Source organism: Stenotrophomonas sp. STEN033 (genome assembly GCF_056856655.1).
The window spans coordinates 16306-29373 of record NZ_JBXFWM010000057.1 but is presented as its reverse complement, the minus strand read 5'-3'; the positions used below and the strand labels follow the sequence as shown (position 1 = coordinate 29373).

The window sequence follows — 13068 nt, the reverse complement described above, 5'->3', positions numbered from 1 at the left end:
ACCACCCCGCATCCCCCTATTCGCCTTTGTCTGGTGGGCGCGGATATGTGTATAGGGCACAGCCCCCACAAAAAACAAACGGGCCGGCAATGCCGGCCCTTTCAGGTCCTGTTGCCGGCCGGCGATGCCGGCCGATCAGACGCTTACCAGTTGTCCGAACCCGGCACGTGGTGGGCCTTGGCATTGCGCCGCATCAGCAGGTTCAGCCACTCCACCAGGATCGAGAAACCCATCGCCGCGTAGATGTAGGGCTTGGGCACATGCACATCCAGACCATCCAGCACCAGCACCGCACCCACCATCAGGATGAAGGCCAGCGCCAGCAGCTTCACGGTCGGGTTGGCATCAATGAAACGGCCCAGCGGGTTGGCCGCCAGCAGCATCACCGCTACCGACAGCAGCACCGCACAGACCATGACCGGGACGTGCGAGGCGATGCCGACGGCGGTGATCACCGAGTCCAGCGAGAATACGATGTCGATCACCGCGATCTGCGCGATCACCATGCCGAACGAAGCAGCCACCTTGGTCGTGGTCGGGTCGGCATCTTCGCCGCCGGTGACCAGCTCGCGGACTTCCTTGGCACCCTTGTAGAGCAGGAACAGGCCGCCCACGATCAACACCAGGTCACGGATCGAAATGCCCATGCCAGCCACATTGAACAGGTTGTTCTCCATGTGGGCCAGGTAGGCCAGCGAGATCAGCAGCAGGATGCGGGTGATGCAGGCGACCGCGATACCGACGCGACGAGCCAGCGGGCGCTTCTCCTCGGGCAGGCGCCCGACCGCAATGGAGATGAAGACCAGGTTGTCGATACCGAGCACGATTTCCAGTGCGCTGAGCATGAACAGGGTGACCCAAACGTTGGGGTCGGCTAGGAACTCAAGAGACATGCGATCAATCCTTCAATAAAACCATTGCATCAGCGCCACCCGGCGGCTGATTTGTCAGAAAACGCGCGGCAGCAGGATCAGGCCCCAGCACAGCAGCACGTTCATCATCAGCACGAACACCGCCGCCGAGCCCATGTCCTTGGCGCGGCCCGCCAGCACGTGGTACTCGGGTCCGTAACGCTCGATCACCGCCTCGATGGCCGAGTTGGCCAGTTCCATGGCGATCACCAGCAGCATCGAGCCGATCAGCAGCACCTGCTCCACCGGACTCTGGCCCAGCCAGAGGGCCAACGGTGCCAGCACCACGAACAGGCAGACTTCCAGCCGAAACGAGGACTCATGCATCCATGCCGCGCAAAGCCCCTGCCAGGACCACTTGGCAGCCTTCAGGATGCGACCGGGGCCCCGCGGCATATGCCCGATCTGGTCAGCCATGCGACACCTTGGCAGTTGCCGCATCGCGGCCGCGCAGAAGCTTGAAGCCTGAACAACCGCTCATGGAAATGACACCGGTAGCGTGAGATTAGCTGCCAATTTTGCCACATCTGGCCACTGCTTACCGGCGCTGACGCGAACGCAGCCCTCAGCGATACAGGAGGGTCGCGGTGGTGCCCTGCCCCTCATGGCTGTCCAGTTCGATCCGCCAGCCGCAACGCTCACACAGGCGCCGCACGATCGGCAAGCCCAGCCCCACGCCCTGCTGACGGCCGCCCTCAGCCCGGTAGAAGGGTTCGAATATCCGCGCCACGGCGTCGCGGCTCATGCCGATACCGGTATCGCGGACGACCACCTGTCCGGGCGTCACCCGCACCTCCACCTCACCTACGTCGGTGTACAGGCAGGCGTTGCGCAACAGATTGGCCACCACCACGTGCATCACCCGTGGTGGTGCCATCAGCATCGGGTTGCCTTCAACCACAACCTCAGTTGGACCGGCTTTCCCTGCAGCAGTTCTTCGGCATTGGCCGCCTCGTAACGCACCACCTCGCCAACATCGAACAGCTCCGACTGCGGCTCCACATCCACCTCCCGGGCCAGCAACAGGAAGGCATCGATCACCGCCTCCATGTCGCGACCGGCACGCTGGATGCGCTGCAGGCTGCGCTGCAAGCGCGGGGTCAGGCCCGAATCGGCCAAGGCCATGTCGCTGGCCATGCGGATCACGGTCAGCGGTGTACGCAGTTCATGACTGGCGTCACGGGTGAAGTTGCGCTCACGGGCCACGTGGTCGGCGACCTTGCCGGCCATGCCATGCAGCGCCAATGCCAGCTGCCGGGTTTCACCCTGCACTTCCGGTGGCAGCCGTTCGGGCGCCAGCTCGTTGGCATCGGGATGACGCGGGTCCCACAGGGACACCCTGCGTGCCAGCCAACTTATCGGCGACACAAGCCGTGATGAGGAGCGGTAGGTCAACCATGACGCCGCATGGATGGCCAGCAGTATCAGCAGCACCCCCGCCCAGACCGCGGCGCGGTGCGCGGGGGATCGCTGGAACACCAGATACAGGCGCCCCGCCGCCTGCTGGTCCACCAGTACCAGTTGGTCGGAGGCTTCCAATTCGTGGAAACCCGGCGGAAGCCGCCGCAACGGCTCGGGAATCATCGCATCGGACTGTCCGGCAGGCTGCAGATAGCCGCGGATACGCAGTGTGTTGGGAGGCGCCGGATCCGCGCTCTGGGCGCTCTGCTGCCAGTAATACTCTGCCTCGCCCTGCAGGACCGCGTTGATCAGGCCGTACTTGACCACCAGCGCCATCAGGTAGCCGCCAAGCAACACGGCCAGACTCGCCAGCAGCGCCTGCACGATGAATGCCTTTCTGATCTTGCGCGGTAACCCGTACGCCATGCGCCCCCCTCGAAGCCCGCGTGATTATAGGGACTGAACCGGCGCAGTCGCAGAAATACCCGACACAAAAAAAACCGCCGCGAACCTTGTCCTGCGGCGGTTTTCCCCTTGCAGGTGCCATTCAAGCCCCTGCAGATCAGCCCATCGACTGACCGATGTCGGCAATCCGGTAACCCGCACTTTGCACGGTATGCAGCAAAGGCCGGTCAAACGGCTTGTCGATGATCTTGCGCAGGTTGTACAGGTGGCTGCGCAAGGTATCCGAATCGGGCAGACCATTGCCCCATATCTCGCGTTCGATCTCCTGGCGGGTCACCACACGCGGTGATTCGCGCATCAGGATGGTGAGCAGGCGCAGTCCGATCGGTGACAGCTGCAGTTCGCTGCCGGCGCGGGTGGCACGCATGCTGACCGGGTCCAGTACCAGATCGGCGACCTTGAGCACTTCGGCCCCCACCTGGCGGCGTTCGCGTCGGATCAAGGCACGCAGCCGGGCCTCCAGCTCCTGGATCGCGAATGGCTTGGTCAGGTAATCGTCGGCGCCGTAACCGAGCCCGGTGAGCTTGTCGTCCAGCGTATCGCGCGCAGTCAGCATCAATACCGGCGTCGACTTGCGTGCCTCGTTACGCAGTCGACGGCATACCTCGATGCCGTCCAGACGTGGCAGCATCAGGTCAAGCACCACGACGTCGTAACTGTTCTCAGCGGCCAGCCGGTAGCCGTCCAGGCCATCGGCTGCATAGTCCACTTCGAAACCCTTGCCTTCCAGATATTCGCCAATCATCTCGGAGATGTTGCGGTTGTCCTCGACGACCAGTACCAACCCGGACGATTCCTTTGTCTGTCGCATGGAGCCTCCTTAGTCTTCAGCTTTGTGAAAGATGCCGCACTCCTGGTGGATGTCGCGTGAAGACGCGATGACGCAACTTGGTAACAAGTGAAACTTATCCGTCACAGGGAAAGAGTGGCCCTTCCGCGCCCTATGCTATCGACCCGCCTGAACGAATCTGGATATGGTCGCCCCCTCGTTTACCGCCTACCTGTACCCGGTACTGCTGCTGGTTGCCAGCAACGTATTCATGACCATTGCATGGTATGGCCATCTGAAGTTCAAGACCGCCCCGTTGATGACGGTTATCCTGGTCAGCTGGGGCATTGCTTTCTTTGAATACTGCCTGCAGGTGCCGGGCAACCGCCTGGGCAGTGCGGTGTATTCGGCGCCGCAGCTCAAGGGCATGCAGGAAGTGATAACCCTGGTGGTGTTCGCGGTGTTCTCTGCCACCTACCTGGGGCAACCGCTGAAGTGGAACCACTGGGCGGCGTTCGCGCTGATCGTGGTGGCTGCATTGCTGATGTTCAAGGAATAACCCAGAAGCATGTAGGAGCGGCGTCAGCCGCGAAGGTGGCTTCAGTGCAATCACGGTCATGCCCGCGACCTGATGGACCCTCAGCTTCGCGGCTGACACCGCTCCTACCGCTCTGCTCCCTCCCTTTGGCGGAGCCAAGGGGAGGATTGGGGAGGGGTTGGCTCTTGCCCCTGATGTTTGCAGTAGCTTCGCGGCTGACGCCGCTCCCACAGAACCAAACAAAGCCAGGCAAGGCCTGGCTTACCTCGCGGCTTCCACATACTTGGCGAACACCGCATCGATCTTGCCGGTATCCAGCGCCGCGCCGCCCTGTATTTCCTCGGCCTGCTGGAACAGCGGCATGATCATCGCCATGCCATCAAGCTTGGTCTTCAGGTGCACACCCGGTGCCTTGCCGAGGAAGCCGTCCCAGCGCTGGCGTACCTGTGCCCAGAACGGCGCGGTGGCAGTCCAGTAAGTACGCGCCGGGGTGAAATCCACTTGCGTGGTCTTGATGTAGTCGTTGAAACCAAACTCGCGCGCGATCTCCACCTGGCTGCCATCGGCATTGCGCTGCACCTTGGTGTTGAACTGCTCGTGGGTCCAGCCGTTCGGGGTCAGCGTGTGCTGGTTGACCACCGCCAGCGCGTTGTAGTCGCTGCGCTTGGTGTATTCGCGACGCGGCAACGGCCGCCAGCTCAGGTCGCTGGTCCAGGTCGGCACATTGTTGTTGTAGCTCCAGCGGCCGGTACCGCAGTAGCGCGGCGCGTCGCTGACTTCGTAGACGCACTGCGTCCACGCCCCCTGGTTCAACGCGGCCGGAACCGGGCGCACCGTCCAGGTCTGGTCGGCGCTGAATTCGAAACGTTGCGCTGCTTCGTAGACCCAGTCCTGGCGCCAATGTTTGGTGACATGGCCGCTCTTGGTATCCACCAGCAGATGCTGCAGCACGATGCGCTGCGGGCTGTCCTCAACCACGATCACCACTTCGTCACCACCGCTGCGCATCGCCGACGCACGTTCGTAGCCGGGCTTGAGCAGCACGGTCTCATCGAAGGCAAAGTCCACTGTGTACTCACCCTGCATCTTCAGGATGCTGTCGTGGTCACGGGCGATATCGGCAGGGGCGGCGCTGGCGGCGGTGCTGGCAAGAATCAGCAGCGGCAGGCTGGCACAAAGCAGCTTCATGGGTGTTCCTTGTGTGGACGAAAGGGATGGCCATCCGTGGCCGCGACGCGCTCCTTCGCCGGCTCCTGGAGGAACCGCTAACGTCGTTGCTTACCAGGACACCGAGACGCTGGCTGAAACGGTGCGCCCCGGGTTGCTGAAGCGGTCGATCACGCTGCTGTTGCCAGCCAGCGTCGAGGTGATGCTCGACCAGTCGATGTAGTTGCGATCGGCCAGGTTGAATACGCCGACATTGAACTTGGCACCCGGTGCGAAGTCCCAATGCACCATCAGGTCGAGCACGCCATAGCCAGCCGGGCGGTAAGCCGTGGCTGCAGCGACGCGATCCTTGCGGCGGGCAAAGCTACCTGCAAGTTCCACGCCCCACGCGTCGCGGTCGTACATCAGGCCGACGGTGCCGCGCAGCGGGTCCACCGAATCCAGCGGCGTATCGGCGGTACGGTTCTGCCCATGCGCCCATGCCACTGCGCTGCGCAGACCCCAACCCTTCAAGGCATCACTGAGCTCGCCGAAGTCGACGCCGGCTTTCAGTTCGGCACCGTAGATGCGCGCATCGGCGATGTTCTGCGACTGGAACACCATCAGACCCTGCGCATTGACGCCCACATAGCGCTGCGATTCGATGAAGTCGCGGTAGTCGTTCCAGTAACCACTGACGCTCATGTAAGCGACAGGGCTGACATAGCGCGCGCCCAGTTCGACGCCATTGCTGGTTTCCGGCTTCAGGTCCGGGTTGGGAATGGCGGTGTAGCCGAACATCAGGTTGGTGAAACCAAGGTTGACGTCGTTGTAAGGCGGTGAACGGAAACCATGCGCATAGCCGGCGAACACCGACCACTGGTCATCGAAGCGCCACACCACACCCAGCTTCGGCGAAACGCTGGTCTTGGTCAGCGAGGCCACTGCCATGTCCGGATTGTCTTCGCTGAAGATGGCGTCCAGCTCTGGCTTGAGCCGGTAATGGTCCACGCGCAGGCCGGGCACCACCGACAGGCGTCCATCGGCCAGGCGCATTTCGTCCTGCAGGTACAGACCGAGTTCGGTGGTCTTGCTGATCGGGAAATCGCGCACCGGGAAGTTGTCCGGCGAGATGTTGGAGCTGACCGTGCCGTTGGCCAGCACCTGGTAGCCATCGCGCTTCTGGCGGATGTCGGTCTGGGCGCCATCGAAGCCCCAGGTCAGCGCGTGCTCGACCGAGCCGGTCTGCAACGCCTTGTTGAACTGCAGCTGCGCGCCGTACACGAGCTGATCGAAATGGAAGGCGCGATGGCGACGGCTGCCGTTGGTACGGCCTTCGTTGGTGACCTGCCTGGTTTCGCTGTTCTGGCGATAGACCTGCCAGTTCAGGCTATCGGCAAACGCCGCGTCCAGCGCATCCATTTCATGGGCAAAGGACAGACGGGTACGGTTCTGGGTGTCGTGCGCGGTCATGTCGGTGGTGGTACGAGACGCGGCGACGGGGTGCTTGTCGTTGACCGAGGAGAACACGTCGGTATCGGTGCTGTCTTCATTGCCTTCCACGGTCAGGCGGAAGCGCTGGCTTTCGTCCGGCGCATAGACCAGCTTGGCCAGCACGCTGCGACCATCGCGTTCCTGCGGGTTCGGCGCGGTGCGGGTGTAGTCCCTGCTGCGCACGTCCCCCTTGTTGACCGTCTCCTGGCCCTGGTGGTGGTTGACGTTGAGCATGCCGCTCCAACGCTCACCGCCCCAGGCTGCGGTTGCACCGGCCAACAGGCCCTTCCACTCGCCGTCATAGCCGAACTTCAGGCCGACATGGCTGTCCTTGCCGTCCTTCAGATAGTCGGCAGGATCCTTGGTGACGAAGGCCACCACGCCACCAAGTGCATCGGAGCCATACAGCGAACTGGCCGGGCCACGCACGATTTCCACACGCTTGAGCGTTTCCAGGTCAGTGAAGTTGCGGTTGCTGTTGGCGAAGCTGCCGATGTTGAAGCTCTTCGGCATGGCGATGCCGTCGGTCTGGATCAGCACGCGGTTGGCGTCCAGGCCACGAATGCGGAAGCCACCCAGGCCGAAACGGGTAGCGCTGCGGGTGACCGACACGCCCGGCTCGTAGCGCACCAGATCGGCGATGTCATTGGCCAACTGCTTGTCCAACTGCTCGCGATCAATCACATCGACCGTGGCGGCGACATCGCTGATGGCACGTTCGGTACGGGTGGCGGTGACCTGTACGCGGTCGAATTCATGCACAGCCGGCAAGGCCGCATTTTCAGCATGCGCGCAAGACAGCACCGCCCACAGGGCAGCACTCAGAACAGTTGGACGGATCATGGAGGCCTGGAATCGTCAGGTGAACAAAACCCCTGGCAGGCAGCCGGGTTGCCTGGACAACCCGGCTGTAGCCAAGGGGGGAGAGAGCTGTGCACTCAGGAGCCAAGCGCGATGCGGCGCGGGCTTGCGGCGAATGCGGCCGTGTTGCGGCTTACTTGGTGAGGATCAGCTTGTCGTTGCTGGTATGCCGCAGGCGATAGAACTTGTCGCCGTGCTGGATCACGATCTCGCGCTGGCCCTTGAGCAGGGCACCGCTGTCAACAACGCCATCGACCGGCAACAACTGGACCGGGCGCTGCGGCAGGTGGAGGGTACGGGGGCGAAGCAGAACGGGCTGGGCCGACATCATCGTGATTCCGTGCTGGGGACGGAGTTGATGATAATGATTCTCAATAACGATGCAAGAACTATTTGCATCAAACAACATTCGGTGCGAAACCCCGTTGGACAGGGCCATTCGCTCCACCTGTAGTGCCGAGCCATGCTCGGCAGGAGCCTCACCGGCCCAGCATCACACTTTTGGGAGCGGCGTTAACCGCGAAGCTGGCAGCACTGAAGCTACCAACATGCCCGGAATCTGACGTATCTGTGGCTTCGCGGCTCACGCCGCTCCCACAAACCCCATGAACACGGGGCTGAGCTGCTGCTGCCTCGGGGTTGCCGAGCTGGGCGCGGCACTACCGCTTCGCTATCAGGCGAAGATCGCCTCGATCTGCTGCCAGGCACCCTCTTCCACCCTGCCCAGCACGTCCAGCGCGCGCAGGTTCTCTTCCAGCTGCGACACCCGGCTCGCACCGAGGATCACGCTGGACACCTGTGGGTTGCGCAGGCACCAGGCAACGGCCAGCTGCGCCGGCGACTCACCCAGCTCCGCGGCCAAGGCGGTGAAGCGGCGCACCTTGCCCAGGCGGTCATCGGCCGGCTCGCCCAACACCGAGGCCTGCAGCCAGCCCAGCGTGGACTGCCCCAGGCGCGAATCGGCGGCGATGCCGTCGTTGTACTTGCCTGTCAGCAGGCCCGAAGCCAGCGGCGACCAGATGGTGGTCCCCAAGCCTGCATCGGCATACAACGGCGCGTACTCCTGCTCCACGCGGGCGCGGTGCAGCAGGTTGTACTGCGGCTGCTCCATGCTCGGCGCATATAGATGGTTGGCGCGGGCAAACGCCACCGCCTCGGCAATCTGCGCGCCCGACCACTCCGAGGTCCCCCAGTACAGCACCTTGCCCTGGCGGATCAGGTTGTCCATCGCCAGCACGGTCTCGCCGATCGGGGTCTCCGCATCCGGGCGATGGCAGTAGTAAAGGTCCAGATAGTCCACCCGCAGCCGCTTGAGCGCGGCATGACAGGCATCGGTGACGTGCTTGCGCGAGAGCCCACGCTGGGTCGGCGCCGGCTCATCGACCGCGCCAAAGAACACCTTGGACGACACGCAGAAGCCATCGCGCGGCAGGCGCAGATCGGCGATCACATCCCCCATCACCTCCTCGGCGCGGCCCTTGGCATAAACCTCGGCGTTGTCGAAGAAATTGACCCCGTTGTCCCAGGCGCAGGCAATCAGGTTGCGCGATTCGTCGCGCCCGATCTGGCTGCCAAAGGTCACCCAGGCACCAAATGACAGGGCGGACAGCTGCAGGCCGGACGACCCGAGACGACGGTATTGCATGGCTGGCTCCAACTAGGGGACGGTGCGCGCAATCCGCGCAGACAGGCCGCCAGTGTAACCCTGACTGCGCATCCGGCAGGCCCGCGGACCTTGCCGATACCGGCGCAATCCCAGCAAATACCGGCTTATGCCGGAGATATTCTTGCCCGGCATCAGCCGCTGCTCTAGGCTTGCGTCTTTTGCGGGCACGCCCGGGGATTACTCATGTTCGAAGGTTTGGGCAGAATCGGCTTCGGCCTGTTCGGCCTGGCGGTGCTTTTGGGCATCACCTGGCTTTTCTCCAACAACAAGAAAGCCGTTGATTGGAAACTGGTTGCCACCGGCATCACCCTGCAGATCGCGTTTGCGGCGCTGGTATTGCTGGTTCCGGGCGGCCGTGACGTGTTCGACTGGCTGGGCAAGGGCTTCGTCAAGATCCTGAGCTTCGTCAATGAAGGCTCCAACTTCATTTTCGGCAGCCTGATGGATGTGCCCAAGTACGGCTTCATCTTTGCCTTCCAGGTACTGCCGACCATCATCTTCTTCTCGGCGCTGATGGGCGTGATGTACCACCTGGGCGTGATGCAGGCCATTGTGCGGGTCATGGCTGCGGCCATCACCAAGGTGATGCGCGTGTCCGGTGCCGAAACCACCAGCGTCTGCGCCAGCGTCTTCATCGGCCAGACCGAGGCGCCGCTGACCGTGCGCCCCTACATCTCCAAGATGACCCAGTCCGAGCTGATCACCATGATGATCGGCGGCATGGCGCATATCGCCGGCGGCGTGCTGGCCGCCTATGTCGGCATGCTCGGCGGCGGCGACCAGACCGCACAGGCCTTCTACGCCAAGCACCTGCTGGCCGCCTCGATCATGGCCGCGCCGGCCACGCTGGTGGTCGCCAAGCTGCTGGTGCCGGAAACCGGTACCCCGCTGACCCGCGGCACGGTCAAGATGGAAGTGGAGAAGACCTCCTCCAACATCATCGATGCCGCCGCCGCCGGTGCCGGTGACGGCCTGCGCCTTGCGCTGAACATCGGCGCCATGCTGCTGGCCTTCATCGCCCTGATCGCGCTGCTCAATGCGCCGCTGACCTGGATAGGTGACGTCACCGGCCTGGCCGCCGCCATCGGCAAGCCGACCAACCTGGCCACCATCTTCGGCTACGTGCTGGCACCGATTGCCTGGGTGATCGGCACCCCATGGGCTGACGCCACCACGGTGGGTTCGCTGATTGGCCAGAAGGTCGTGATCAACGAATTTGTCGCGTACATGGATCTGTCGGAAATCATCAAGGGCAACGTCCCCGGCGTTACCCTGAGCGAAGAAGGCCGCCTGATCGCTACCTACGCCCTGTGCGGTTTCGCCAATTTCAGCTCGATCGCGATCCAGATCGGCGGCATCGGCGGGTTGGCACCGGACCGTCGCCAGGACCTGGCCAAGTTCGGCCTGCGTGCAGTCCTGGGCGGCACCATTGCCACCCTGATGACGGCCACCATTGCCGGCGTGCTGAGCCACTTCACCTGATTCAACCCCGCTGATCCAGGTCGGCCGATCCAGCTCGGCCCGACCAACGCAGCTGCAGCTTCATAGCCACTTTAGAGACATAGATTCCATGAGTTCTGTAGTCGTCGCCGGTTCTTTCAATGTCGATCACGTCTGGCGCTGCGATGCCCTGCCCGCGCCGGGAGCGACCATTGCTGGCCGTTACAGCACCGGTCCCGGTGGCAAGGGCTTCAACCAGGCGGTTGCGGCGCGCCGCGCCGGTGCTGACACCAGCTTCGTCTGCGCGCTCGGTGCCGACGCTGGCGGCGACCTCGCCCGCCAGTTGGCCCAGGCCGATGGCATTGCGCTGGTGGCCGAAGCCAGCGCGGAACCCACCGGCACCGCCGGCATCTATGTCGATGGCCGCGGCCGCAACTCGATCGTGATCGGCGCTGGCGCCAATGCCTCGCTGAGCACCGATTTCATGACAGCCAACGCCGCGCTGATCAGCAATGCCAAGGTCCTGCTGGCCCAGCTGGAGTCGCCGGTGGAATCGATCGAGGCTGCGCTCAGCGTGGCCCGCGAGGCCGGCGTGCTGACCATGCTCAATGCCGCCCCGGCCAACGCCCCGTCCACCATCAGTCTGCTCAAGCTGGCCGATGTGTTGACTCCCAATGAAACCGAGTTTGCTGCCCTGCTCGGCCGTCATGTCGGCGAGCGCATCGAGGCCGACGACGTCGCAACCCTGGACGGCGCCAGCCTGCACGCGCTGTGCCGCAAGCTGTCCGGCAGCACCGTGGTGGTGACGCTGGGTGCGGTCGGCGTGTTTGTCTCGCACGATGAAGACAAACTGCGCAGCGACAGCCAGCCCTACTACCGGGTGGCAGCCGAATCGGTGCAGGTGGTCGACACCACCGGCGCCGGCGACGCCTTCAATGGCGCCCTCGCCGCCTCGCTGGCGGCGGCACCGGACGCTGCCTTCATCAAGCACGTGCGCTTCGCCAACCAGTACGCCGCCCGCTCCACCGAGAACGAAGGCGCCGCGCTGGCGATGCCGCGGATGACCCCGGCCGACGTCTGAGCCTATGGCTGTGCCCCCTCCCTTGCGCAGCAGGGGAGGGTTGGGGAGGGGTAAGCTCTTGGGCCTTTCAAGCACTCCCGGTTTCGCGCTGTTGCTCCCTCCCTTTGCCGTAGGCAAGGGGAGGGTTGGGGAGGGGTTGGCTCTTGGGCCTTTCACGCATTGCCAGCTTCGCGGCTTACGCCGCTCCCACATCCCTACACAGCGCGGGTTGCGACCCGCAGCCTTACACTAGCCCCATGCAGATCGGCCCCTACACCATTGCACCCAACGTGGTGCTCGCGCCCATGGCCGGCGTTACCGACAAGCCATTCCGCCAGCTGTGCAAACGGCTTGGCGCGGGCCTGGCCGCCTCGGAAATGACCATCAGCGATCCGCGCTTCTGGACCACCCGCAAGTCGATCCATCGCATGGACCATGCCGGCGAGCCCGCCCCGATCAGCGTGCAGATCGCCGGCACCGAGCCACAGCAGCTGGCCGAAGCGGCACGCTACAACGTCGACCACGGCGCGCAGATCATCGACATCAACATGGGCTGCCCGGCCAAGAAGGTCTGCAATGCCTGGGCCGGCTCGGCCTTGATGCGCGATGAAGCACTGGTAGCACGCATTCTCGAATCCGTGGTCAATGCGGTCGATGTGCCGGTGACACTGAAGATCCGCACCGGCTGGTGCGCGGAAGTGCGCAATGCGCCGACCATCGCGCATATCGCCGAAGACAGCGGCATCGCCGCGCTGGCCATCCACGGCCGTACCCGCGACCAGCACTACACCGGCGTGGCCGAGTACGACACCATCGCCGCGATCAAGGCGATGCTGAAGATCCCGGTACTGGCCAATGGCGACGTGGACTCACCGCGCAAGGCCGAACAGGTGCTCAAGCACACTGGCGCCGATGCGGTGATGGTGGGCCGTGCCGCACAGGGCCGGCCGTGGATCTTCCGCGAGATCGCCCACTACCTGGCCACCGGCGAGGAACTGCCACCGCCATCGGTGGAGGAAGTACGCGACATCCTGCTGGGACATCTCACCGACCTGCACGCCTTCTACGGCGAACCACAGGGTGTGCGCATCGCCCGCAAACATCTGGGCTGGTATGCCAAGGACCGGCCTGAGAACGCCGCCTTCCGCGCGGTGGTCAATGCCGCCGAAACCGCCGATGCGCAGCTGCGCCTGACCCGTGATTATTTCGATGCGCTGGTAGCAGGCGAAACAGCGTACGTCTTGTAGAGCCGAGCCATGCTCGGCTGGGGCGTTACCCACAATCTGTCAGATTGTGCATGGAGCCTCTGCCGAGCAT

General features: G+C 63.7%; 11 protein-coding genes and 1 pseudogene. 4 read left to right on the top strand and 8 right to left on the bottom strand.

Features of this window, described 5'->3' with window-relative positions:
• Positions 1-143 precede the first annotated feature (143 nt).
• The 4 genes and pseudogenes from AC1VXC_RS16360 to AC1VXC_RS16345 all read right to left on the bottom strand — a co-directional run bounded on the left by AC1VXC_RS16360 (position 144) and on the right by AC1VXC_RS16345 (position 3588).
• On the bottom strand, positions 144-893 hold the full coding sequence (locus tag AC1VXC_RS16360; protein WP_313173431.1) for a TerC family protein: 750 nt from the start codon (positions 891-893) through the stop codon (positions 144-146).
• Positions 894-947: 54 nt separating this feature from the next.
• Positions 948-1328 carry a diacylglycerol kinase gene (locus AC1VXC_RS16355; protein ID WP_313173430.1) on the bottom strand — a complete coding sequence of 127 codons (381 nt, stop codon included), beginning with the start codon at positions 1326-1328 and terminating at the stop codon, positions 948-950.
• Between the two features lie 148 nt (positions 1329-1476).
• A pseudogene (locus tag AC1VXC_RS16350) lies at positions 1477-2738 on the bottom strand (sensor histidine kinase).
• A gap of 136 nt (positions 2739-2874) precedes the next feature.
• The gene (locus AC1VXC_RS16345; protein WP_057630720.1) at positions 2875-3588 is read right to left on the bottom strand and encodes a response regulator transcription factor; all 714 of its coding nucleotides are present in this window, start codon (positions 3586-3588) and stop codon (positions 2875-2877) included.
• 163 nt (positions 3589-3751) lie between these two features.
• Here AC1VXC_RS16345 and AC1VXC_RS16340 point away from each other — a divergent pair, with 163 nt between their 5' ends.
• Positions 3752-4105: a DMT family protein gene (locus tag AC1VXC_RS16340; protein ID WP_313494765.1), complete on the top strand. Its 354-nt coding sequence runs from the start codon at positions 3752-3754 to the stop codon at positions 4103-4105.
• A 240-nt stretch (positions 4106-4345) separates the two neighbouring features.
• On the opposite strand, the gene AC1VXC_RS16335 is transcribed toward AC1VXC_RS16340, so the two are convergent.
• From AC1VXC_RS16335 to AC1VXC_RS16320, 4 genes are all read right to left on the bottom strand, one after another.
• Positions 4346-5272: a DUF6607 family protein gene (locus AC1VXC_RS16335; RefSeq protein WP_481539858.1), complete on the bottom strand. Its 927-nt coding sequence runs from the start codon at positions 5270-5272 to the stop codon at positions 4346-4348.
• Between the two features lie 90 nt (positions 5273-5362).
• Positions 5363-7567 carry a TonB-dependent hemoglobin/transferrin/lactoferrin family receptor gene (locus tag AC1VXC_RS16330; RefSeq protein WP_481539857.1) on the bottom strand — a complete coding sequence of 735 codons (2205 nt, stop codon included), beginning with the start codon at positions 7565-7567 and terminating at the stop codon, positions 5363-5365.
• Between the two features lie 151 nt (positions 7568-7718).
• Positions 7719-7913: a hemin uptake protein HemP gene (gene hemP, locus AC1VXC_RS16325; protein WP_313173472.1), complete on the bottom strand. Its 195-nt coding sequence runs from the start codon at positions 7911-7913 to the stop codon at positions 7719-7721.
• A 345-nt stretch (positions 7914-8258) separates the two neighbouring features.
• Entirely contained in the window at positions 8259-9230 is a 972-nt protein-coding gene (locus AC1VXC_RS16320) for an aldo/keto reductase (protein WP_313173425.1), read from the bottom strand.
• A 204-nt stretch (positions 9231-9434) separates the two neighbouring features.
• Here AC1VXC_RS16320 and AC1VXC_RS16315 point away from each other — a divergent pair, with 204 nt between their 5' ends.
• The 3 genes from AC1VXC_RS16315 (at position 9435) to dusB (ending at position 12998) form a co-directional block, all read left to right on the top strand.
• Positions 9435-10733, top strand: coding sequence for a NupC/NupG family nucleoside CNT transporter (locus tag AC1VXC_RS16315; protein ID WP_313173424.1), 1299 nt, complete (start codon positions 9435-9437; stop codon positions 10731-10733).
• Between the two features lie 88 nt (positions 10734-10821).
• On the top strand, positions 10822-11772 hold the full coding sequence (locus tag AC1VXC_RS16310) for a ribokinase (RefSeq protein WP_313494758.1): 951 nt from the start codon (positions 10822-10824) through the stop codon (positions 11770-11772).
• Positions 11773-12008: 236 nt separating this feature from the next.
• Positions 12009-12998, top strand: a complete 990-nt coding sequence (gene dusB / locus AC1VXC_RS16305) for a tRNA dihydrouridine synthase DusB (RefSeq protein WP_481539856.1) — start codon at positions 12009-12011, stop codon at positions 12996-12998.
• Positions 12999-13068: the final 70 nt, after the last annotated feature.